The organism is Acinetobacter sp. ANC 3882 (assembly GCF_022549545.1).
In the GTDB taxonomy this organism is placed as follows: Bacteria; Pseudomonadota; Gammaproteobacteria; order Pseudomonadales; family Moraxellaceae; genus Acinetobacter.
In genome coordinates this window covers 248295-272296 of the sequence record NZ_JAKZGB010000001.1, presented here as the reverse complement: position 1 = coordinate 272296, position 24002 = coordinate 248295, and the positions used below count along the sequence as shown (strand labels likewise).

At 40.0% G+C, this 24002-nt stretch carries 24 protein-coding genes; 9 read left to right on the top strand and 15 right to left on the bottom strand.

Features of this window, described 5'->3' with window-relative positions; all coding sequences use genetic code 11:
• Window positions 1–77: 77 nt before the first annotated feature.
• Together MMO42_RS01475 and MMO42_RS01470 are read left to right on the top strand one after the other, a co-directional pair.
• On the top strand, window positions 78–185 hold the full coding sequence (locus MMO42_RS01475) for an AraC family transcriptional regulator (protein ID WP_241318883.1): 108 nt from the start codon (window positions 78–80) through the stop codon (window positions 183–185).
• Between the two features lie 129 nt (window positions 186–314).
• Window positions 315–746: an SRPBCC family protein gene (locus tag MMO42_RS01470; protein WP_005294131.1), complete on the top strand. Its 432-nt coding sequence runs from the start codon at window positions 315–317 to the stop codon at window positions 744–746.
• Window positions 747–826: 80 nt separating this feature from the next.
• Here MMO42_RS01470 and mhpT read toward each other — a convergent pair whose 3' ends face one another.
• A complete protein-coding gene (gene mhpT / locus MMO42_RS01465) occupies window positions 827–2089 on the bottom strand; it encodes a 3-(3-hydroxy-phenyl)propionate transporter MhpT (RefSeq protein ID WP_241318882.1) in 1263 nt (420 codons plus the stop codon).
• 160 nt (window positions 2090–2249) lie between these two features.
• On the opposite strand from mhpT, the gene MMO42_RS01460 reads away from it, so the two are divergent.
• The gene (locus MMO42_RS01460) at window positions 2250–2681 is read left to right on the top strand and encodes a hypothetical protein (protein ID WP_241318881.1); all 432 of its coding nucleotides are present in this window, start codon (window positions 2250–2252) and stop codon (window positions 2679–2681) included.
• On the opposite strand, the gene MMO42_RS01455 is transcribed toward MMO42_RS01460, so the two are convergent.
• The 10 genes from MMO42_RS01455 to MMO42_RS01410 all read right to left on the bottom strand — a co-directional run bounded on the left by MMO42_RS01455 (window position 2676) and on the right by MMO42_RS01410 (window position 14013).
• Window positions 2676–3350, bottom strand: a complete 675-nt coding sequence (locus MMO42_RS01455; protein WP_241318880.1) for a YjjG family noncanonical pyrimidine nucleotidase — start codon at window positions 3348–3350, stop codon at window positions 2676–2678. The genes MMO42_RS01460 and MMO42_RS01455 overlap by 6 nt on opposite strands.
• A gap of 153 nt (window positions 3351–3503) precedes the next feature.
• The gene (locus tag MMO42_RS01450) at window positions 3504–3974 is read right to left on the bottom strand and encodes a YbaN family protein (protein WP_241318879.1); all 471 of its coding nucleotides are present in this window, start codon (window positions 3972–3974) and stop codon (window positions 3504–3506) included.
• Between the two features lie 25 nt (window positions 3975–3999).
• Window positions 4000–4599, bottom strand: coding sequence for a biliverdin-producing heme oxygenase (locus tag MMO42_RS01445; protein ID WP_241319570.1), 600 nt, complete (start codon window positions 4597–4599; stop codon window positions 4000–4002).
• A 25-nt stretch (window positions 4600–4624) separates the two neighbouring features.
• Window positions 4625–5545, bottom strand: a complete 921-nt coding sequence (locus tag MMO42_RS01440; RefSeq protein ID WP_241318878.1) for a TonB family protein — start codon at window positions 5543–5545, stop codon at window positions 4625–4627.
• A gap of 10 nt (window positions 5546–5555) precedes the next feature.
• Window positions 5556–7022, bottom strand: a complete 1467-nt coding sequence (locus MMO42_RS01435; RefSeq protein ID WP_241319569.1) for a surface lipoprotein assembly modifier — start codon at window positions 7020–7022, stop codon at window positions 5556–5558.
• A gap of 106 nt (window positions 7023–7128) precedes the next feature.
• Window positions 7129–7920, bottom strand: coding sequence for a Slam-dependent surface lipoprotein (locus MMO42_RS01430; protein ID WP_241318877.1), 792 nt, complete (start codon window positions 7918–7920; stop codon window positions 7129–7131).
• 190 nt (window positions 7921–8110) lie between these two features.
• Entirely contained in the window at window positions 8111–11269 is a 3159-nt protein-coding gene (locus MMO42_RS01425; protein WP_277603257.1) for a TonB-dependent receptor, read from the bottom strand.
• A 204-nt stretch (window positions 11270–11473) separates the two neighbouring features.
• Window positions 11474–12481 (bottom strand): FecR domain-containing protein, encoded by a 1008-nt coding sequence (locus MMO42_RS01420; RefSeq protein WP_241318876.1) that lies wholly within the window; start codon window positions 12479–12481, stop codon window positions 11474–11476.
• The gene (locus MMO42_RS01415; protein ID WP_241318875.1) at window positions 12482–13003 is read right to left on the bottom strand and encodes a sigma-70 family RNA polymerase sigma factor; all 522 of its coding nucleotides are present in this window, start codon (window positions 13001–13003) and stop codon (window positions 12482–12484) included.
• A gap of 152 nt (window positions 13004–13155) precedes the next feature.
• A complete protein-coding gene (locus MMO42_RS01410; protein ID WP_241318874.1) occupies window positions 13156–14013 on the bottom strand; it encodes a LysR family transcriptional regulator in 858 nt (285 codons plus the stop codon).
• A 128-nt stretch (window positions 14014–14141) separates the two neighbouring features.
• Between MMO42_RS01410 and MMO42_RS01405 the strand changes: the two genes are divergently transcribed.
• Window positions 14142–14846 carry an NAD(P)H-dependent oxidoreductase gene (locus MMO42_RS01405; RefSeq protein ID WP_241318873.1) on the top strand — a complete coding sequence of 235 codons (705 nt, stop codon included), beginning with the start codon at window positions 14142–14144 and terminating at the stop codon, window positions 14844–14846.
• Between the two features lie 94 nt (window positions 14847–14940).
• Here MMO42_RS01405 and MMO42_RS01400 read toward each other — a convergent pair whose 3' ends face one another.
• Window positions 14941–15636, bottom strand: a complete 696-nt coding sequence (locus MMO42_RS01400) for a type 1 glutamine amidotransferase domain-containing protein (protein ID WP_241318872.1) — start codon at window positions 15634–15636, stop codon at window positions 14941–14943.
• 92 nt (window positions 15637–15728) lie between these two features.
• Between MMO42_RS01400 and MMO42_RS01395 the strand changes: the two genes are divergently transcribed.
• The 3 genes from MMO42_RS01395 to MMO42_RS01385 all read left to right on the top strand — a co-directional run bounded on the left by MMO42_RS01395 (window position 15729) and on the right by MMO42_RS01385 (window position 18303).
• Window positions 15729–16142 carry a MerR family transcriptional regulator gene (locus MMO42_RS01395; protein WP_005294167.1) on the top strand — a complete coding sequence of 138 codons (414 nt, stop codon included), beginning with the start codon at window positions 15729–15731 and terminating at the stop codon, window positions 16140–16142.
• A 122-nt stretch (window positions 16143–16264) separates the two neighbouring features.
• Entirely contained in the window at window positions 16265–17074 is an 810-nt protein-coding gene (locus tag MMO42_RS01390) for a type 1 glutamine amidotransferase domain-containing protein (RefSeq protein ID WP_241319567.1), read from the top strand.
• A gap of 191 nt (window positions 17075–17265) precedes the next feature.
• On the top strand, window positions 17266–18303 hold the full coding sequence (locus MMO42_RS01385) for an acetoacetate decarboxylase (protein WP_241318871.1): 1038 nt from the start codon (window positions 17266–17268) through the stop codon (window positions 18301–18303).
• A 178-nt stretch (window positions 18304–18481) separates the two neighbouring features.
• On the opposite strand, the gene MMO42_RS01380 is transcribed toward MMO42_RS01385, so the two are convergent.
• Window positions 18482–19720 (bottom strand): NADH:flavin oxidoreductase/NADH oxidase family protein, encoded by a 1239-nt coding sequence (locus tag MMO42_RS01380; protein WP_241318870.1) that lies wholly within the window; start codon window positions 19718–19720, stop codon window positions 18482–18484.
• A 201-nt stretch (window positions 19721–19921) separates the two neighbouring features.
• Entirely contained in the window at window positions 19922–20752 is an 831-nt protein-coding gene (locus MMO42_RS01375; protein WP_241318869.1) for an alpha/beta hydrolase, read from the bottom strand.
• Between the two features lie 501 nt (window positions 20753–21253).
• On the opposite strand from MMO42_RS01375, the gene MMO42_RS18190 reads away from it, so the two are divergent.
• Together MMO42_RS18190 and MMO42_RS01370 are read left to right on the top strand one after the other, a co-directional pair.
• A complete protein-coding gene (locus tag MMO42_RS18190; protein WP_265596639.1) occupies window positions 21254–21382 on the top strand; it encodes a hypothetical protein in 129 nt (42 codons plus the stop codon).
• 128 nt (window positions 21383–21510) lie between these two features.
• Window positions 21511–22755 (top strand): saccharopine dehydrogenase NADP-binding domain-containing protein, encoded by a 1245-nt coding sequence (locus tag MMO42_RS01370; RefSeq protein WP_241318868.1) that lies wholly within the window; start codon window positions 21511–21513, stop codon window positions 22753–22755.
• A gap of 51 nt (window positions 22756–22806) precedes the next feature.
• Here MMO42_RS01370 and MMO42_RS01365 read toward each other — a convergent pair whose 3' ends face one another.
• Window positions 22807–23781: a nitronate monooxygenase family protein gene (locus MMO42_RS01365; RefSeq protein WP_241318867.1), complete on the bottom strand. Its 975-nt coding sequence runs from the start codon at window positions 23779–23781 to the stop codon at window positions 22807–22809.
• Between the last annotated feature and the right edge of the window lie 221 nt (window positions 23782–24002).

Below are 24002 nucleotides of genomic sequence, written 5' to 3'. Positions count from 1 at the left end.
AAAACTTGCCTACTAAGTTGAATTTTCTTGTTATAAAAAGGCTATACCTCGGTATAGCCTTTTTATATTTGACTCAGGTGGCAGATAGCCTTGGTTTTTCAGATCTGTCTACTTTTTCACAAGCTTATAAGCGTTGGTCAGGTATTACACCCAGTTATTTTAAGAAAGTAAACAAAATCAAATAGATCATAATTATGATTCATTCACAAACAAAATTGAATTTCCGACCAAGGAAAGTGCCGCAATTTTTAAAAGCATGCTAATATTCAGAAACTGACAATACATCATGTCAATTTATTTAGAGGGGCTCCAATATGCTAAAAACACAACAGGTTAAGGTAATACAAGAATTCAATGCACCCGTAGATAAGGTCTTTGCTGTTCTCAGTGAGCATGAAAATTTAAGTAAAATATTTGCACCTGCCAAAATCACACGAATAAATGATGGTAAAGATGCACGTAATGGCGTGGGTTCAGCGAGGAAACTTTCAATTCCTTTAGCACCTTCATTTGTTGAAACAAACTTGGTTTACCAAGAAAATGAATTAATTGAATATGCGATTACCAGCGGAATTAGTCCGATTAAAGCGCATCGAGGCGTGATGAAGTTTAGCGATTTAGGCAATGGTCGAACTCGCTTAGATTACACCATCAGCTTTAAGGGACGACTGCCTTTTATTGGTCCAATTATTAAAGCTGCGCTGCAAAATGGTATCAATCGAGGTCTTAAAAAACTGAAGTTTTAATTCTAAGCTGCTCTGTAATCTGTAAAACTTGACGGTGAAATGCGCAACATCAACCGTCAAGTCGTAGTTCTATGTATGAATTAAGATGTTGCTGTCTCAAGCGATTCTTTTCTATTAGCGGAATGTTCTGGCTTAGGCTTACGCAGTAAAATCAATGCAGATATTGCGGCCAATAAAATCATTGGAATACTGGATGCGATGACAACAATCTCACTTTGTCCTGTACCCAGTAAATAACCTGCCACTAACGGACCTGCAAAAGCACCTAGTCTTCCAATCGCAACGGCTGCGCCGACTCCCGTTCCTCTCATTTCCGTTGGATAATACTTGGCTGCTAGCGTGTATAAAATGGACTGACAGCCAATCACAAACATCCCGCACCCTGTTGCAAATATAATAAAGCTAGATGCGCTATTGGAATAAGCAAGACCAATCAGCGAGAGCAGAATGCCACTATATACACTTGCGACAATAACGAACTTATTCAATCGATCCAGCATGAAACCTAAAATGAGTACCCCGATTGATCCACCAAGATTAAATCCAATCTGAATATAACTGGCTTGTTCTTTGTTTAGGCCTAGACCAGAAATGAGCGTTGGTAACCAGTTTTGAAATAACGCAAGTACCAATAGCGTACCAAAGAAACTGATCCAAAGGCTGGACGTGATCAAGACACGTGGTTTAGCGAATAAAACCTCAATCACACTTTGCTTTTTACTCTGCGGTTGTGTGCTTCTCGCGAGGTATGCTTTGGATTCTGGTAACAAGAAAATAAGAATAGGTACCAACAGTAAAGGTGCAATACCACCAATATAAAAAATATGTCGCCATTCATGATCGGCTGTTAAAGATAAAGCAACAACTGAGGTTAAAACGCCACCTATTGGCATACCACAGTACATGATACTCACTGCGGTTGCTTTGTATTTTTCAGGTACTGCTTCAGAGACCATAGTGATCACGATGGGTAATGCTCCACCCATGCCCAAACCCGTCAAAAAACGAACCAGAAGTAAGGTATTTAAATCTTTAGCAAAGGGCGTTAACAGTGACATAAAACCAAAGATGGCAATGCAGAAGATAAAAACTTTTTTACGCCCAATTGCATCGGCTATTCGCCCTGCAATCAATGCGCCAGGTAATGTTCCTAAAACAGCAGCACTGAACACCCATCCCATCTGAGTACTATCAAGTAACATTTCTGCTTTCATTCGTGGTGCAGCAACGCCCATCGACTGTAAATCAAAACCTTCAATAATGGAAAAAATGAAACATAAGACTAATGTAATGATCATGCCAATTTTTGATGACTTTGATGCGATTTCAGCATCTTTTAACATTCCTATCTTCCTTTTTGATTATTCGAATTTATAATCCCTTATACGCTGTACGTATTTTTGGCCTATTTTTAGCGCATGTAAAAGACTAGCAGAGCAGATTTAATTACGCAATTCAAAATTAATTTATGCAATATGTAATTAAAATGCATTGAGAGTATTTGTGAAATATAAAAAGATTATCATTCTAAAATCATTATTACTTGCTCCTCTTCCCTTTCTCGTTTTCGTCGCGTTCCTTTTCATCGTGGTAAATAACGAATTTAAACTTTATTCGATACTGACGGTGATTGCAGCACACCTGCTCGTTTATCTTGCCTATTGTATCTTAACTGTTCCATTTTCCTTTCTATTCGCTGTCATTCTCAATCGTTACCAATATCTGAATTTTTTCTCTATCTGTTTAAGCTCACTACTTATCGCAGCACCGTTTTTGATATTGTTGAGCTGGGCTCATACAGGTCAAGTCACTCAACGATGGTGGTTGATCTATCAAGACGGTTTTTCCTTATTTTTCGCTCTTATTCCTGCGATCTGTTACTGGCTGATTTTGATTAATCTTAAACCTCATCAGCTAGATCATCTTGATTTATAAAATTTTTGCTAAATCAGATAGATGTTGAATGGTATGGGTGAGATTTAAATCATAACGATTGGGTAAATTCTTAGGGTTGTACCAACAGGTCGAGATCTCACAGGATGCCGCCCCTTTCATATCAGCTTCTAAACTATCGCCAATGAATAAAACTTCTTCTTTCGCGATATTACTTCGACGCAGACAGATTTCAAAAAAACGTTGATCCGGTTTTTCATATCCGATGTCATCTGAAATAAACAAATCAGAAAAATGTGATAACAGACCCGCAAGGCCCAAACGTGACTTTTGTTGATTCAGAAAACTATTGGATGCTGCAAATAGCTTATATTTTTGGCTCAAGTACTGAATTACGTCAGCCGCTCCTTCCTCAAGTGTATGTTCTTTGGCTAAATTACCTTGAAAAGTATCTCGGAAATGATCATGATCCAATTCGATATTTAAAGCCAAAAATAATTCTTTAAATCGATAATCAATCACATTCTGTACAGTAATTTGACCTAATTTCTGTTTTTCCCATAACTGATGATTAATATTTTTATAAGTAGAATAGGTCAAATCATCATGTTGTAAATTAAACTCTCCAAACGATTTCACAAATGCAGAACGGTTGGCTACACTAAAATCAAGCAAAGTATCGTCAATATCAAAGAATATAGCTTTATACATCTCAGCAATCTTACAACCGAAGCAAATAGGGAAATAATTTTATTATACCGATAGATAAAAGAGCAAGCCGCCTAGGGCTGCTTGCTCATTGATATTGAGTTCAGTCTTGGCTGGATAATGGATGTGATTTATTTCAAATTTAGTGATTTACATTCACTTCATTCCAGAAATCGGCTTTGTGTTCTCATCTCTCAACCACATCCAGATTAATACTGCTGCCATACATGCCACAAGAGGATAAACAACCCAAGGATGTGGAATGGTCCAGATCATAATCCCAGCAGCTACACTCATACTTAGCGTCGAAATATATTTGGCTTTTTTCGGAATACGTCTATTTTCTTGCCATTCTTTGATGATTGGACCAATAAGACGATGATTTAGAAACCATTGATGCAGCTTTTCTGAACCTCTAGCTGCAAAGAAAACAGCCAATAAAATAAAGTCAACGGTCGGTAAACCTGGAATAAAAACTCCAAGAATACCGAGTCCAATGCACAACCAGGCGAGGCAGATAAAGAATAATCGCCACCAAACTGAGCGTGCTAATTTGCTTGCTGGCTGTGGCGGTTGTGACAAAACATCTGTTTTCACATCATTATTCATGCGATCAATATTCTCCATCCCTAGCGATGCTCAATCCGCTTGTTTATTTCAACTCATCCAACTGGATTAATGCATTTCCAAAATAGCCAAAAGCATCTAAAGCACCTTGCACCACCCGATCCTGTAAAACTGAGTCAAAGTCAGCATCATCAAGTGCTTGGACAAAGCGTTTCCAAACCTTAGCGCGTCCCTCTGGATATGCCGCGAGATTACGCGCCGCGAATGTTTCAGAGAAACCTAAACTTTTTTGGGCTTCTTTAAATAAAAAAGCTGCGCCTAAAGTTGACCCTTCTGATACATAAATCCAGCCGAGAGCTTCAGGTAATTTAACCGCTGCACTTTGCAACAGTTGCCCTGCGGGTTGAATCCCCAAATCTTGTAAATCTTCAAAAGCTTGCTGAGAGCGACCACGAATACCGAGATCTGGAATTAATCCAGCCACACCTTCTTGTTCAAAAAGATGCTCAATTTCTTGCTGAAAATAATATTGAGACAACGTGAATTGCGCATATTTTTCTTTGCTTGCAAAGACATCTGCCTGAGCCATTAAGCGATGCATTCGTTCATGCTCTGCTGCCGTTTCTTGCTTTAGACGTTGAGAAAGGCTATTGGCGACCATTTGATCTGTTGCTGCGTTCATTATCATTCTCCTGAAGAAAGAATATTACTCATCGGCTGTCCCGACTGAGTTTAAGTTGCACTGGGAAATCAACGACAATAGCCACTGCTCGGCCATTGACTTTGTAGGGTTTGAATTTGGACTGACGGGCTGCGTTTAGAACGCGTTCATCTAAACTGGCAATACCTGAGCTTTGTTTTAATTGGATATCGATAGGCTGTCCGTTTTCATTGATACGTAAACGTAATTCCACCATACGAGTTTGTTGTCTGAGCTCCCGATCATCGTAGCTAAACTTTCCAAAACTGAGCACATCGACACTACTGACTTGGATAGGTTCATCATGTTGAACTTGGCTTTCAAGTGCTCGACTTAGCTCCTGTTGCGCTGCGGGTGTTTTTACACCACTCGGGCGTGGTTGATTTTCTTCAGATTGCACTTTATGCATTTGCTGATTTTCATTTACCGCAGTAGATTGTTGATCAGTCTGTGCCTGTTGTTTAAACGCTTTGCTTTCTACGGACTGAACGGCAACATTTTGTGCTGATTGAGATGCGACGGAGTGATCTTTTTGACTCGGCTGTTTCTTCTGCACCGTATTTGTTGCATTTTGACTGGTAAATATCTTTTGCTCGATGGTCTCAGCACTTTGTTGCGTAGCACGAGGTGCAGATTCTTTTTTTAAGTGTTGTTGTTTGGGTGGCTGAGCAATGACACTCTGAGCAGTTGCATGAGGAGATGGATTTTCTGATGGTGCTAACGACACAAAACGTACCTTGAGTGCATTTACTTTCGGTGAAGCGGCCAAAGTGTAAGGTTCAATAAAATGACTCAGAAACCATAATCCTATTAGATGCAGCGCAATGACCAGCAATACAATGATCGACTTATGATAGGAATGTGCCAAAACCAAAACAGATGGTGGTTTTGAGGTCAATTCATAAGCTAGATACAGGAGCTTTGATTTCATCGTCATCCCCCTAAAAACGATGCTCAAGCTTCAAGCTGACATTGTGTTTATCGTAGGAATACAACCAATCCACGTTGCTACTGTTGTGGTTATAACGATAAGTCAGATTTGGTGTCATGCCGTAAAATTTAAATCGGGGCATCTGCACAACGAAGGTATAATTTTGTTCAAAATCATGACGGCGGGCCGCAAATGTCTCGACATATTGATCAAACTGCCGCCAGCGATATGAACTGAATAAAGTGGTATTCAATCCGACATTCCAAGACTTGCTCAACCCCAAACGGACACCTTGTTGTTGATAGGCCGCCATATACTTTTCTTGAGTGTCATGATCAAGCACATCCAGTCCACTAAATAATGTCCATTGCTTAGGTAGAATTTTCCAAAACGTGAACATCGCTGAGCTTTCTTTACCATCTAATGTTTTATATTTTTGATAATCCAGATCTTTGATTTCAGCTTCGAGCTTGAATGCTTTGTCTGTGGCAATAAATCGCATCCATTCAGCACGTGCACCCCATGCATTATATAAACCGTCATTTGCATAACGCTTATGTTCAAACAATGGTGCAATGCTGATCTGATTTTTTAAATCGAAAAAACTATAGCCTGCATTAATATTTAGGGTGGATTCGTTATAGTCGGCATGATCATCATAGGACTGTCCATAAGCTAGCCCACGTAAGGAAACCCCATGATTGCCGTAGAGAGAAAAGCGTTTCATCAAACTGGCCTCATAGTCTAGACCCGTTGCTGATTCAGCTTTGGGGCTACCACGGGTAATTTCTTGAATGGGAGTCACATTTCCCTTATCGTCAATGCCATACAACATCCATGTTTTGCTTTGTTCAGAAGAACTATTCAGATTAGTGGCATAGGATGGACCAATCGCAACACTGCCTTGCCATGAATCCCGCTGATCGAGTGCTTTGACAAACAGATTAACCGTTTGTTCTACTTCTGGCGGTATCACTGCAGGATCGCTTTGTCCTAGCTTGCTCTGAATTGATGTAAAAAGGCGTGCTGCTTCTTTATTCTTCTGTTGTTCAAACAGCACGCGCGCTAACTCTAGTTCACAAATAAGATTATTCGGTTGTTTATTGAGACTGCTTTGAAATTTTTGCTCGGCTAATTTGAGCTGCCCCTGAGCACGTGCCAATGCCCCTTCAGCAAAATCAGTTAAAGCCTGATCATAGTCTTGATATTGCTGATAATGCCTTAAATAAACCGCTGCATTGCCCCATTGTTTTTGCATGACAGCCAAATACAGAGCTTTTGCCAAATCATCCTGATTTTTCTCTACTGCAAAAATTTGGCCATTGATAAGAATACTAGGTAGTTTCTCGGTATCACGAATTGTGCCTTGTTGTTGTAGTTGGTGCTGTTGTTGTAATAAATTTTGATCTAAGCTTTGATTCAGGCGAAGTTGAGTATCATCATCTGCATAGAGTGATGAAGTAACCAATAGAGTCAGACAGCACAGCAATGTTCTTTTCATAAAAACCGTAAAACAAAAAATAAAATCATTAAGTCTTAAGCAAGAAAAAGGAATCTACAGTTGTAGATTCCTTTCGCTATAATTAGTTCTTCGCACCACCAAATGCAGTGTTATAAGCGGCATTATTAAACTGAGCAATACCTGCTAAAGCAGCAGCATTTGCACCAAAGAAATGACCTTGAACAACACCTGAGTTATTGACGCCAGCCGTACCATTCGCACTTGCTGCACCCGCAAATTGAGCCGTACCAGGATTAAATGCCACACCGTTCAAGGTGAGACTTGAAACAGCAGTGCCCGTTCCAGTTAAAGAACCTTGTAAGGTACCAGCACCAAAGTTGGCAGTTAAATTACCACTTAACAGATTAGTTGCTGAACCATTAATCCCTGCAACGGTATAGGTCGCCGTACCTGAAGTTGGTACAGTCGTATTGGTATTGTCACCTGCGTAATAAACGGTATGACTAGCGCTTGCAGGTGTATCACCTGCCTTCCACCATTCACCGAAATAAACTTCCTGTGAACCGACTTGACCAAAATTGAAATTACCTAAGGCACTATGTGAAGCTGGCATTGCCGATACAGGAATATGAGAGATATTAAAAGTCTTGGTACCCACAGTCACATTGGTATTACTGGTACCTTGTGCTGCAAAAGCTTGCGCCAAGCCTTTTAATGAACTAAAACCCGTAAATGCGTTATACGGCGCGCCTGCTGCCTGTACAGAAACTGCAGCCGCACCACCTGGATGACTCGCATTTGCAGCAGAACCAACTTTAATGTTTGCGTTATTACTTGAAGCACCTTCAATAGCTGCATGAGAGAACACAGCAGAACATGCTACAAGACCGATGAACAGTTGAGAGATTTTCATTTATTGTTACTCCATTTTTCTAAAGCTAAGTTATTGTTTCAATAAAGATAACAAGATCGTTATCTATTTAGTTATAGGAGCAGTCTGTTCTATAAAACTACTCTTTCATTTTGTAAATAATAATCATTCAATCTTATTATTTACGCCCATCTAATCCCGACTAATTTGAAAGTTGGAATTAAATTCTGTGTTAAAACTTGGTGGTCCAGCTGACTTTCAAAGTGCGGCCTGGTGCAGCCATTGCACTTCGAGTTAAAGGATCAATATAAAACTGGTTTGAGAGGTTATTTCCAACAAACTCAACCGTGTTATAGGTGTCGACTTGATAGCGTGCATAGGCATCAAAAAGCCAAGTATCATCCCAAGCCAGAGGGACATTGAGGTAGTAGCCTTTATTGACACCCTCATCATTATTTTTACGTAACGGACTTTCGTAGCCTTTGTAGAAGGTTGCCCGAGCACCAAGTTCAAGTCTTTCATCTAAAAAGCGGAAACCGAACAAAGCATGTGCACTGAGTTCTGGTGTGGACATAGTGACTAAATAACCATTGGGAAAACCATCATCGACGCAACGTTGGTACGCGTCACGAAATTGAATTCCTTGATCAGTTTGAACTGTGCCACTATTAATCATTTTATTAATGGCGCTATTGGTATCACAGACTTCATTCTTCAGGTTATAGGCCAAACTGAGATCGCTGAAGAATCCACCATTATCAAAACGGCTTTGTAATTCAAGACCTGAAAGTTTTTGCTCATCCATATTGGTGAAAATCAGATTCTGATTTCGCTCAATCACGTTTTTGGTTTTGTTGTAGTAATACGCCAACTTAATATCAGCATTTCGTGCTGAGCTTAACCAGTTACGCATGTCATAGACATAACCAACCTCATAATTAAACGCGTGTTCTGGTTTAATCGATTGATACGGCATCATTGCTGAGAAACCGACCGTACTTTCAAATAAGCTAGGTAAACGATATTCCTCGGCATAACGAGCATAGATTCGATTATTATCGGTCAAATGAATGGATGCACTGAGTTGAGGTGCCCAACCGCTATCTTTTACTTTTTGAGCTGATTCAATTGGGACCTGCTCAATTACAGCAGGCTGAAAACCATTCCCAATAACCACATATTTTTGTCCTGAAGCATTTAGTTGATTTAATACATTATCAGCTAAACTCAAATGACCGTTTTCATCTGCTTTCCAACTCAGTGTATTTTTCTGTGACCAAATTCGATTGTACAGCGCGCTTTCTGATTCAGGAACACTTTCTAAGCGACCATCCCAATCAGGATTACTGGCTGCATAATTTCGCGAAAATAGATCGATCATACGTTGCTCAAAAGCAGTATAACTTTCAGGCTTGGTCTGATATTCAAAGCTGTATTCTTTAAGTTTACTTTTCTTGGTAAATAAAGGGTTTAAGGTTGGATCAACCCCATCTCTTATTGACTTGTTCAAGAAATCATCAAAAGCCCAATAAGAGCGATAACGCATGCCAACATCGAAACTTAACCAAGAGGCTGGACGATAATTAAAATTAAAATCAAAGGTCTTTTCTTCACGACGCCCCGCACGAGGTAAAGCCTGATATAAGGAATAACTTGGACCATATTCGCCATAAACATCGTCAGAAGTGAGCTTTTCTTTTAAGAAGCTTCCCCCTAAAGTTAAATCGAGCTGGTTAGTTAATTGTGCTTTATTGCTGATACTAACGCCCTGACGTCGGTTGTCAGAATGGCTAATTGCCGTATTGATAATGCGATTGTCCCGAAAATCAATCGTCGTTGGCCAACCACCGCGTGTATAGGTTTGGCTTTCTGTATCGGTCTGCCAAATATTGGTATAGAAATCGACCCACTGGTTGTTTTCTGGTTTGAACTTATACTCCAAGCTATAGGCTTTGGAACGAATGTCACTGAGAGGCCACTGTGGTACACCAATTTCAGGTGTTAGCCCCCATTCAATCCGTGAAGGCATGATTTCACCAAATCTATTTTTGGTGTCTCGATAGGTCAATTTTAGGGCTTGGTCATCAGTTGGTCGATAGTTTGCTTTGAATAACCACGACTCCATCTGACTTGAGGTATTCGGAACTTCATCACCTGGCTTATAGGAATGAGCAAAATAAGGAATAAAATCGAGACTATTACTTGGTTCTGCCCGTTTATAGTAGCCCGACCCATGCGTACCCGAAAAATAGTTGCCACGTTCACGAACAGCATAAACTGCCAATAAATCAAATTTATCCTGCTTCATTGCCAAGGCAAGTCGACCTGCTAGATCATCCCCCGAGAAGTTAGAATTATCATTTTTAGTTCGGTTCTTCTTGTAAATGTCGGGATCATACTTTTTACCATCCACATCATTCCAAGGGGTTGTATCATTATAATTCTTGCCAACCTTGCTCATGTCAGGAAGCGATGGGTCAATAGAGTTGGTTGAACCTTCAACTTTCAGCTCTGCACCGAATATTTTACCTGGACGAACAATATCATCCGCTTCTAAGGTCTTGACCACCACACCACCACCGACTGAAGTTGTGGTATTTCGTTCTAACGATGGCCCCTTAATGACTTCAATGCCAGCAATTAAATTAGGGTCGATGTAATTTCGGTTATTCACGCCATTATAGCCGCGCCATACTGCAATCGACTGCTCAGTGCCATCGATGGTTAATGGAACGCGACCAACCCCCTGTACGCCACGAACACTCGGATCCAATGCGCCACTATTTCGGGCATCACCGCTATAAACGCCAACCATACCTTGTAAAACATCAGCAGGATTGGTGCCTTTAAAGCGTTCAATATAGTCTTTTCCTGCATAGACTGAAGAACGATTGGCATCATAAACTCTGTTGCTGCCCTGAGTATCACGATCTTCTTGACCATAAACAACAAGTGGGGTCAAACGAACTGAAACTTCATCATCCTGAGTCGGTACAGACACTGTCTTGTTCACAACTGCAGTCGCAGCAACAGACGAAGTATTGGCATTTTGAGGGTTTTTTTTCGCCAGCGTGTAACCTTGTCCCACTTTTACTGCATAAAATGTTGAAGATGCTAAAATATGTTGGAAGCCTTGTTCTATTGCATAGTTTCCTTTTAAACCAGAACTGTACTGCCCTTTTAGCTGCTGAGCATCAATTGCAATAGCCGTACCAGATTGTTCAGCAAATTGATTCAAAACATTGGCTAAGGTTCCCGCTGGGATATCATAGGTTTTTATTCCAACTGTTTCAGCATAAGCCTGTTGTAAAGGCAAAGTTAAGCCACCAATACAAACTGTATGTATCGCAAATGCAAGTGTTGAAAATCGAAATAAGTTCCGATTTCGCATTTGACCCTTTACAACTTTCTTCATTTTGCCGCCCCAGTAAATAGAAATAAGAATCATTCAATATGCTTGAATAAAATGATCCAAATTTATTGCTTCTACTTACTATGACGAACAGCTTTGAAAAAAGTGGAACCTAAATTTAAAAAAAAATTAAAAAATTTTTTAAAATTTATTCATTTTGGCTATGAAAACACAGGATTTTTTTTATTTTTTTAATGAAATAACAATGAGATATGGTGTAACTTGATATATCTTTAAGTTGGGAAATACAGTTGCTAATAATTTAAGTGCGTCTTGTGTTTGATCTAATGGCAACACAGCATTCACTTGGATGTCGTGTAGTGCTTCGGCATTAAACAAGATTTTGCCTTTATAATTTTGATCTAATTCTTTTAACACCTGATCGAGCGGTAAATCCTCTACCATCAATTGATGTTTATTCCATTTTTGTTGCTCATTATAAATATTCAGCGCGGGTAATGATTGCACGCCATTTTGATTCATACTGACGGCTTGCCCTGCATTGACTATCACCTGCTGAGTTGCATAACCATGCGCTGTAGACTGTACACGTACTCGCGAATGCAACATTTTTAACTCTGTCGCTGAAGGCGTAAAAGCCACGCTAAAAGCTGTTCCAAGTGCTTGAATCTGCCCATGTTTGGTTTTGACTAAAAACGGTCGATTCGGATCTTTGGCAACATCAACATAGACTTGCCCTTGAACCAATTCAATTACTCTTTGCTTTGCCTGAAAATCAATATTGACTGCACTTTTCCCCCGCAGAATTAAGCGAGAACCATCTTGTAAGGTTTGTGTTGTCCACTGTGCTGAATCGCTGCGAACATCAGCGCTTAGATAGGCAATAGAAGTATCAGATACATACAGAGAACTGCCGCTGATGATAACGAATGCAATGGCAAATGCACTTCCTACACGAACATGTTTATATATTTTTGCAGATCCAAAACCTGCTTTGAGTGCTGATTTAACAACTTTTTTATGCTGTGGTGTTTGAGACACCTTTTGAATCGAGCGAATACACTGTTCAATATCCGCTGCAATTTTTTGATGCTGCTGACTGTTCTGTTTCCACTGATTAAATTTTAATTGTGCATTTTCGCGGGTCGATTCATCATCTGAACTTAATTGTACAATCCATAATGCCGCTTCCTCGACCAATTGATTGTGATCTTGTTTATCGATAGCCATTTAGATGCTGACATCCATATCTAGTCGGGTTTGATAACAGCGTATTAAACAGCTTGCCAGATATTTTTGAATCATTTTGGTCGAAACGCCCAGTTGCTCTGCGATTTCTTTATGGGTATAGCCTTCTAGATAATGCAAGATAAATGCTTGTTGTGCTTTTGCAGAAACATCTTCCAAGGCTTTACAAAGTTGGTCAAGTGCCTGAATGATTTGCATTTGATCTTCTGGTGAAGCAACCGAATCTAGCATGTATTCCATCTGGCTCACGCCATCTAAATAAGCTTGTTCAATGCGTTTGCGACGTACTTGATCAATGAGTAAGTTTTTTGCAATAGAAGTTAGATAAGCACGAGGTTCTTTAATCCCCAACAGCTCATCGCGTGTTTGCAGTAATTTGATAAAGGTGTCCTGCACCAGATCTGCGGCTTGCTCAGTGTTGCCTATTTTTTGTCTCAACCATTGATGAAGCCAGCCTCTATGGTTTCTGTATAACTGATCTACAAGCATAGGGGTTTTGTTCACAATCATTTGACTCAAAACAAAGTGTGATCAAATGATAATAATTATCATTTATAAAATCAAGAAAGAATCGTACAAACTTTTGTTGACTGTTATTTTTATAAGCATAATTTTTATATTCAATTGCTCAAAAGCGTAATGCTAAAAATGAGAACCTATTGATTCAACAGTGCTTCTATCCACACGATCAGTTCATGCATATGCCGATTTCTATGCTTTAATTGTTCCTTGTTTGGAATGTAATAACACAATTCTGATTGCACGCATTTGGTTGACAGTGGCTGGATCAATTTCGCCTGAATTAATCGACTGACCAAGGTACTCGAGCAAAATACCAATCCATTGGCCATTAAGGCTTCTTGAATACCGAAAATTTCTTGGTCAAAGTGATGCAGGTTGATATTTTTCCCATCCAAAGCATTGTAGTCAAGCCATGTTTGTAATGGTGGCTTAGGCAAGGTTTTATTTTTCCATTCAGTGCTAAACAGTGTAATTGGCTGCTCCAACCAACTCTTTTTATGCAACCCTACGGCGGCAAATACATTAAATGACTCATACTTAATAATGTCCGTTGGGGAAACGGATGCAACAGCCCCATAGCGGATGGGAAGCGCAGATAAATGGTTTTCCAGATTTTCCCCTGTTGAAATTTCAAGCGCGATCTCTGGATAAAGTTGTGAAAAGGTCTGCATGGCTGGAATCAAGATCATTGCAGCCAAGGATGAAGTTGTGGTGATCTTAATCACTCTTCCCGCAGTACTCACCTCTTCTAATGCGTCTTCAATCGTTCGAAATCCCTTAGAAATAGCGGTCGCTAACTTTTCACCTGTTTCAGTTAAGCTGATTTTTCGAACCTGCCGATAAAATAAATCAACGTTTAAGCGACGTTCTAAATTGCTCACGTGATGAGAAATAGCGGTTGGTGTAAGTGATAGTTCTTCAGCAGCTAATTTGAAACTCCCTAAACGGGCTGCAGATTCAAATGCTTTCAATGCTTGTAAAGAAACCTGCATACGTTTTGGCTCACCGAGTTTAAGTTTATAGCTGAGTTAAATTCATTCATAACCCTGATTTACTCATTTGTCCAGTCAGCAAGAGGCCTTTAAGATGACCTTATCTTGAACAGGTCGAGTAATCAAAAATGAAAACTGTATTACATATTGATGCCAGTGTCCGAGCGGTTTTTAATCCCAATCCCGCTCATAATTCAATTTCAAAAAGTATTGCACATCGTTTTATCAGTGCATTGCAAAGCCAAGGCATGATAGATGAATATATTTATCGTGATGTCGGAATGAATCCACCTGCTTTTATTAACCAGGACTGGATTGGTGCTGTTTTTACACCAGAAGAGAAAAGAACAACTGAGCAAAAACAAATCTTATCCTTGTCTGATCAATTGATTGCAGAGCTGTTTGCTGCAAATACCATTGTGATTGCCTCACCGATGTATAACTATGGTATGCCTGCTCACTTAAAAGCATGGTTTGACCAAATTATCCGTATTAATAAAACGTTTGACTTTGACCTCACCCGTGGTGACTTTCCCTTAAAACCATTACTTTCAGGCAAAACACTCGTCGTGATTACATCGAGTGGTGAGTTTGGTTTTGAAGAAGACGGCATTCGGGCTGAGATGGGACATTTACGGCCGCATTTACGTACACTGAGTAAATATCTAGGCGTAGAGCAGATATATGAAATTGTGTCTGAGTATCAAGAGTTTGGTGATACTCGCCATCAAAAATCTTTAGAAAATGCATTTATCCGCGCAGAAACACTTGCATTAGAGCTAGCACGTTCTCAGCGACAAAATACGCAAATGCATGCGGAATATGACGCGTAGTGGCATCTAAAATGAATACAGCAGCGATGTGCTGCTTTAATGAACAAAGTGATTCTCGGATCACTTTATTCAATCTTTTTTTCATCGATAGGATTTATTGTTTTTTGTTTAAAGCATCAATAATCGCATTTGCTGTAACACGTGCTGAAAACGGATTTTGCCCAGTAATCAAATTATGATCTCTGACTACATTCGGTACAAAAGGAAAAAACTTTCTTTCATAAAGCGCTCCACGCTGTTTCGCCAGCTCTTCAGCGTTATAAGGAACTTTCTTCGCTACACCAGCCAACACTTCTTCACACCATGCAAAGCCCGTCAGCTTTTTCCCTTCAATTAAATATTGCCCATTTGATAGCTGAACATTCAGCAACCCGCAATAACCGTGACATACACTAGATACAATGCCACCTTTCTCATAAATATTTTTGGTGATTTCCTGCAATTCAGCATTGTCCAGAAAGTCCCACATCACGCCATGGCCACCAGTGTAATAAATCACATCATAATCTTGCCAATTGATTTCAGAGGGTTTTTTGGTTGTTTCGAGTAATTGCATAAATGCAGGATCATTTTTACGTTTTAATACAGAGGCATCAGCAACGAAACGTTCTAATGATTTAGGTTCAATTGGAGAAGTGCCCCCCAAAGGACTGACAATATCCTGAATATAATTTTGCTTTTCGAACTCGTCATAGGCATGAGTCAACTCACCCAGCCACAGTCCTGTTGGCCTATGAATTCCTTCATACTCATAGACATTGGTTACAACATGCAGAATACGCTTTGACATCTTTCACCTCGGCTATTTGATTTATTTTTAATCTTGCTTTTGCATTACTATAAGCTTAAAGTTTGCTTTAATGTCAAGAGAAAAATCAGTCAATGAATATCAGTGAACTATCTAAACAAAGTGGTTTAACTACTCCAACAATTCGTTATTACGAGCAAATCAAACTATTACCCAAGGCTAAACGTAAATCAAATGGCTATCGGGAATATAGTGACAATGATCTGAAACAGTTATTCCTGATCCAACAAGCACAGCAAGTTGGCTTTTCTTTGACAGAAATTAAGTCATTTTTGCCTTCAAATGTGACATCTTGGGATCATGATATTTTGATTGGGGTGTTGGAAAGTAAAATCAAGGATATTGAAGATTTAGAACAAAAACTGGCCATCAGCAAACAAAACCTGCGTATGATGATCACTGCAATCAATAGTAAACCTGACGAAATCACCTGTGAAGAAAATGCACAGCGTTTGCTCAATCTCTATTACGACAATGATAAGGCCTAAAGCTTTATTGGAAATTTAAAATCAAGCATCTTTGATACGAATCAATAACGCATAAAAACGATTGACCTTCAACCCAACTTTAAGCATAGGATATTTGACAGGTGATGAATAAGGAACCTGTCATGTTGCAACGTTGGAATCTTCAAAAGTGGTTTATCCATATTTTTATGCTGATCTTTTCTGTGAGTTTAAATTCAGCCTTTGCAGTTGAACCTGTGCAAAATCTACATCATAAATCACTAGGCAAAATTCTGGTGGTGATGACCAACCATTCTACTTACCCTACTCGTTCAGATCACACAGGTTTATGGTTGACTGAACTCACTCATTTTTATGACATTGCACAGGCTGCTGGTTATGAAATGGATTTTGTCAGTCCCCAAGGTGGAGCTGTTCCTTTGGATGAACGAAGCTTAAAGCCAATTTATATGGACAAATCGGCCAAAGCTCATCTAGCAGACCCTAAGTTTATGCAACGTTTAAGTCATACACTTGCACCCAATGCAATTGATCCATCCCAGTACAAGGCAATTTATTATACGGGTGGTCACGGTACGATGTGGGATTTCCCCCAGAACCAAGATCTAAAGGACATTAGTGAAAAGATTTACCAGCAAGGTGGTGTTGTATCGGCAGTCTGCCATGGTGTGGGTGGGTTATTGCCACTCCAAGATAATAACGGCAAAGCTTTGATCGTAGGACGGACAGTAACAGGTTTTGCCAATATTGAAGAAACGCTGTCCGGAATTAAATCCCAAGTACCTTTTTCATTGCAAGATGGTTTGATACAACATGGGGCAAACTATAAACGTGCTTTTCTCCCCTTTACTTCTTACGTCATCGTTGATGATCGAATTATTACGGGGCAAAATCCGCAATCCAGTAAAGCAATTGCGCAAGCCGTAGTAAAACGCTTAAATGCTTTAAATTGAGCTTTGTTTTAAAAAACCAGATTTCATCATCTGGTTTTTTAATGTTCATATGAATTTAGCTTTATCTCCTCATGCTTTATCACGATCCGTTCGGTGCATTGATCCATTCAATTTTATTATTCAAAAATGCTTGACCTTAAAGCTAACTTTAATCTTAGCATTCTAGTTAGATCTATAGGAGGAACTACATCATGTTCAACAAGCTTCATTTACGTCGTTCAGTATCTGCGATATCCATCGGTTTAATACTCGCTACAGAAGCCTATGCAACCGAACCCAACTCACCCCAGATGAATGGCAGTACCAACACAGCACCGACTACAATCGTTGAATTTGGACCATATAAGGTGAATGTTCCCAAGGGCGGTTATTATGATCGCTTTCGTATGAATCCAAATTTAGACGAAGTGGCCAAAGATCCTGCAGCAGGCAATATTGATTATTTCCGTACAATTCCTAAAAAGCTTGTGGGTACACGGGTCGGTAAAGTCTGGTCACCAAATTTCTATTACCGTACCAGCAATGTGCAGGTATTAATGTTGGCACCTATTGCAAAACTAAAAGCAAAACTGCCAGTACCGCTTGAGCCACTACAGCCATTTCCAGGTTATGGTTTGGTTTCACTGACCTTCTTCTCATATGCGCTTGGTGATGTTGATCCCTATGATGAAGTTTCTGTTGCCATTGTGGTGCGTCAACCCAATGCACACCGCTTCAATAGCACCGAATTACTCAGTTCGATGCGTCATCATAGGTATTATGGGCATGTACTGGCCTTGCCTGTCGACACTGAAATTGCCCGTGTGCGTGGTGTATATGGTTATCAATTGCCTAAATGGTTAACACCGATTGATATGAAAATTGATACTCAAAATCTGCAAGCACATATTTTTAATACGGATGGCAAGCCAGATTTAACTCTGACGGCTCCTGTACCTAAAATTAAAACGGTCAAACCACAATCACGGATTGAAACTAAAACCATGTATCAACTCGTCGATGGTCAATGGCATAGCACTTCTGTCGAATCAAATACACTTGCATTTGGACAGCGCTTATTTCCTAAAAATGTACAATTGGTGCGTAGCGGTGGTCCGCTGAGTCAGTTACTTGATGATTTAGGAGCAGGTAAAATTCTACGTCTTGATGTTGTGAAAGATGCTCAATTGGCACTGAATATGCCAGTTCCTTATCCTGCGCTAGATCAAGCTAAAGTTCATAAAAAATAAATCTATGCGAAAAATATCCGCTTCAATCTGCAAGCGGATATTTTTATTGTTAGGAATTATTTTTCCTTTTCAAAATTTTTTTAATCATTTTTTCCATAAAAAAGCCAATGACAGATTTTTCTATAATTGGCTTTTGATCAATCAAGCTATTTTAGCATTGGCGACTTGTTCGCTTATGTTATGAAGCAAATGAATAGCTTCGCATCCGTTTTTTATATTGGCGGGTACGGCAAGTCATTGCTGTTTGCTGTAAAGCCAATGCCCATAATGGCGATACCTTTGGATTGGTGTTTTTACCCAAGCTGAGTTTACGTAACTGGAACTTCACTGTTGCCATATTGGCGAGCGATGCTAAAGTTTTATTTTCCCATGCGATCGGTTGGAGTTCAGGTGCGTTATTTTGCCCTTGTTTCCATTCATTTGGTAAATTGGGATCAATCGCGAGTGCTGTGGCAATCCCGACCATATCTACACCACTTTCAATCACTTGCTCTGCCACCTGTTTCCGACGGATTCCGCCAGTCACCATGACAGGCATCTTGGCAACTTTACCAATCTCTTGGGCAAACTCTAAGAAATAAGCTTCACGTGCCAAAGTACGTCCATCACGTGCCTGCCCTTGCATTGCAGGTGCTTCATAACTACCGCCAGATAACTCAACCAGATCAACAGCCAGTTCGTTTAACATCATGACCACTTGTTGCGCATCTTCTGCACTAAAACCGCCACGTTGAAAATCAGCAGAATTGAGTTTCACCGCAACGGTGAATGTATCTGAAACCACAGCTCGTACTGCTTTGACAATCTCAATCAAAATACGTGCTCGATTTTCTAAAGTACCACCCCACTGATCTTGGCGTTTATTACTCAGTGGCGAAAGAAACTGACTGAGTAAATAACCATGTGCTGCATGGATTTCTACACCAGTAAATCCAGCCTGTTCTCCCAAACGTGCAGTATTGGCAAAACGTTGGATCACTTCATCAATCATGTCTTGGTTCATTTCAATCGGTGTATTAAAACGATCTGACATTTTCCCCAGATCGAGTGCAACTGCGGATGGTGCCCAAGTTTCTTGACCTAAATTGGATTGCATTTGACGCCCTGGATGGTTGATTTGCAGCCAAGCTTGTGCACCTGTAGAACGAGCGATTTGTGCCCAGCGTTTGAAAGTATCTAAATACTTTTCATCTTCCAATACAACACCACCCGGTCCAGTCATGGCACGACGGTCCACCATCACATTGCCTGTGATGATCAAGCCAACACCACCCTCTGCCCACGCTTGGTATAAACGCATCAGTTGTTCAGATGGTGCATGGTTTAAATCGGCCATGTTTTCTTCCATTGCAGCTTTTGCAATACGGTTGGGGATCTGCGAACCATTTGGGAAAACTAATTTTTCAAATACTTTCATTTTTGAAACCTCTTTGAGTATGTGCTTACTTTAAGATTAAAGTAAACTTTAATGTCAATAGGTTTTATTGCTTTGTATAAATTTATTTGAAAAATCAAACTAGGTCATAGACTTGCAGCAGCTACAATCTCCGAAAATATTGAAAATAAAAAATAGAGGCATATGGCCTCTATTTTTTAGTTGTATTGCAATCAATGCAGCTTATGCCCGAATGAATGCCAATAGGTCTGGATTAATGACATCTGCATTGACTGTAAGCATCCCATGCGAGAACCCTTTATAGGTTTTTAAGGTTCCGTTTTGTACCAGTTTGGCGGACAATACCCCAGAATTTTCATAAGGTACAACCTGATCATCATCACCATGCATAACCAGTACAGGTACTGAAATCTTTTTCAAATCTTCAGTAAAGTCGGTCTGAGAAAAAGCCACAATCCCATCATAATGTGCCTTGGCACCCCCCATCATACCTTGACGCCACCAATTCCAAATGACTGGTTCAGATGGTTTTGCATCTGGACGATTAAAACCATAAAAAGGGCCAGCAGGTAAATCATAATAAAATTGTGATCTATTTTTGAATAACTGATTTTGCAAGTCGTCAAAGACTTCTTTCGGTAAACCATCAGGGTTATTTGGGGTTTTTACCATGATTGGCGGTACTGCACTCACCAGTACAGCTTTGGCAACATGTGCTTCACCATGACGTGCAATATAGTGAGCTACCTCACCACCACCCGTTGAGTGGCCAATATGAATCGCGTTTTTAATCCCAAGATGTTTCACCACAGCTGCAACATCATCAGCATAATGATCCATATCGTGACCATCCCAAACTTGGCTGGAACGACCATGTCCACGGCGATCATGGGCGACTACACGAAAACCTTCATTTAAAAAGAATAATAATTGGGCATCCCAATCATCTGAACTGAGTGGCCAGCCATGATGGAAAAATAAGACCTGAGCATCTCGAGGTCCCCAATCTTTATAAAAAATATCTACACCATCTTTTGTTGTAACAAATGCCATCTTTATTTCTCCTGTGTAAGAATTACACTGTCGAGTCATGATCTATGTTGTAATGGATTGCGCTGGAATTTCATATTTTTAACGAACATCCATATGGACAGTCCCCCTATACTAAGGTTAAAGTTGGCTTTAAGGTCAATGCTTTTAGTCCCATTCTGATAATAAAAATGTAATTTTATGATTTAAAAATAAAGCTAAAGTGAATAGGCTTACTCATTGAGATCAAATATTTTTTCTACGATCTAAAGTTTTTTCAGCGCCGATTTTCTTTACATTGTTTCAACGAATACGCCTTTCACCTTTCAAATATCAAAATTTGTGGCTTGACATTAAAGTTGGCTTTAATCTTATAGTGATCTTAATTGGGTCAATCAAAGGTTTATGCATATGAAGAGCAATAAACAGTTTACTGAAGTTGAGTTTGGGCAACACAAAGTTAAAGTTCCCAAAGATGGCTATTACGATCGTTTCGGGATCAATCCAGATTTAGACTGAGTCTAAGTGACCATGTTACATGTTGTTGATGACCAATGGCAGCATACCTTGGTTCAAGCCGATCTGGTTTCTTTTATGCAGAAACTTGTGCCTCGAAACATCAAACTTGTATGGCATGGTGGTTGTCTCGGCTAATTATTAGATGAACTTGGGGCATCCAAGATTCTTCGCTTAGATCTGATTTAAGACGCACAAGTAGTGCTACATTTACTTAAAGCACTTTAAAAAATTCAATCTATAGAACAGTTAAGGAAAAACTTACAATGACTCAGCCAAATTATGATCTTATTGTCTTCGGAGCGACTAGTTTTGTCGGGCAGATCCTCACAAAATATCTCGCAGAATACTTAGCCACTCACAAAGAACCACTTTATTGGGCGATTGCAGGACGCTCTCAACAGAAATTACAACAAGTTAAAGATGCGCTTGGCCCTGTTGGACAATCTGTCCCAATCTTGGTGGCCGATGCCAATAATCAAACCGAACTCGATGCACTTTGTGCCCAAACACGTGTAGTGGTTTCGACTGTGGGTCCCTATGCCCTATATGGTGAACCTTTAATTCAAGCCTGCGTAAAAAATGGCACCGATTATTGTGATCTGACTGGAGAAACCCAGTGGATTAAACAAATGATCACCAAATATGAAACTCAGGCACAGCAATCAGGTGCGCGTATTGTGCATTGTTGTGGCTTTGATTCAGTTCCATCTGATATGGGTGTTTATTATCTGCAACAGCAAGCGCAGCAACAGTTTTCTACACCTGCAACGCAAGTTAGCATGCGAGTTAAAACCTTAAAAGGTGGAGCATCTGGTGGTACAGTCGCTAGTTTGATTAATGTGATTCAAGAGGCTGCGGCTGACCCAGCGCTTCGAAAAGATCTGCTTAATCCCTACATCCTTTGCCCAGCAGATCATGGCAATACACAAAGACAAATTTATATTAAAAGTGCCAAATTAGACCCTGATTTTAATGCATGGATTGCGCCTTTTGTGATGGCCGCTGTCAATGAACGTGTGGTACACCGTTCCAACGCATTATCTGGTAATGCTTATGGCAATAACTTTAGTTATAACGAAGCGATTTTGACAGGTGAAGGATTGAAAGGACGTTTAAAAGCATTAGGCGTCGTTTCTGGTTTAGGTGCATTTATGCTTGCTGCCGTCAGTAAACCTGTCAGTCAGGTGATGGAACGCTACCTTTTACCAAAACCTGGAGAAGGCCCTACGCCTGAGCAACAATTGGCAGGTCGGTTTGACTTGCGCTTTGTTGGAAAAACCGACACAGGACAAAGCCTAAAAATTAAAGTTACAGGTGATCGAGATCCAGGTTATGGCTCAACAGGAAAAATGTTGGGGCAAGCAGCATTGAGTCTCGCAATTGATCATGCCAAAGATAGTGAAAAAATTGGCCGTAATGGTGGTTTTTGGACACCTGCAACAATGTTTGACGACCGATTCATTCAACGTTTATCAGATCATGCTGGGCTGGTGTTTCAACGTATTTAGGACAAAGGAAAAAAATAGGGAGTTAAAATATAACTCCCTATAGATTAAACCTTAAAGCATTAAACGCTTTCTTGCAGCCAGATACTCTCTTTCAAGGCGCTCAACTAACGCTTCAACCGACGTAGTGGCTTTAATTGCATTTAAGCCCTGACCACATCCCCAAATATCACGCCAAGGTTTAACTTTATGCTGTGAACCATCATCATTTGGTGTACTGAAATCCATATCCTTCAAATTACCTTCTGGTAAATTGGCTGGATCAAGTCCCGCAGCGCGAATACTTGGCGCCAGATAGTTGCCATGTACACCCGTAAACAAGTTGGAATAGACAATTTCATCAGAATTATGATCAACAATAGCTTGCTTATAAGCCTCAGTCGCATTGGCTTCATGCGTTGCGATAAAGGCTGAACCAATATAACCAAAATCTGCGCCCATCGCTTGGGCCGCTAAAATCGCATCCCCCGTAGAAATCGCACCCGATAAAGCAAGTGGTCCATCGAACCATTCACGGATTTCTTGAATTAACGGAAATGGACTCTTCACGCCTGCATGACCACCTGCACCTGCTGCAACTGCAATCAAGCCGTCCGCCCCTTTTTCTATGGCTTTTTTGGCAAAGGTATTATTAATGACATCATGCAAGACCACACCGCCATAACTATGTGTAGCATCATTGATTTCTGTCCGTGCACCTAAAGATGTAATCACAATCGGTACTTTGTATTTGACGATCAGTTCCATGTCATGTTCAAGACGATTATTACTTTTATGGACAATCTGATTAATTGCAAATGGTGCAGCTGGGCGATCTGGATGCAAAGCATTATGTTCAGCGATTCCTTCCGTGATCTCTTTAAGCCATTCCTCCAATTTCTCTGCTGGACGTGCATTCAATGCAGGCATTGAACCAATCACCCCTGCTTTACATTGAGCCAGCACGAGCTTGGGTGTACTAATAATAAATAGAGGAGATGCAATAACAGGGAGTCTCAGATTTTTCATTATGTCTGGAAGTTTTGACATCAATTATATCCTTTATTTCAAATAGATAAAATTAGTTTTAGAAATAATAAGCATTTCGCTTTCTTTAAATTCGCTTCATCATATCGGGATAAAAGTTTTTATGCAACAAGTTGCATAAACTCTCTATTCACAATTTCCGATGCGATAAAAACAACATACTTATTGCCTGAAAGCAGCCATTTATCCGTGCAATATTTTCTATTTATTTTAGTTTTGGCTTT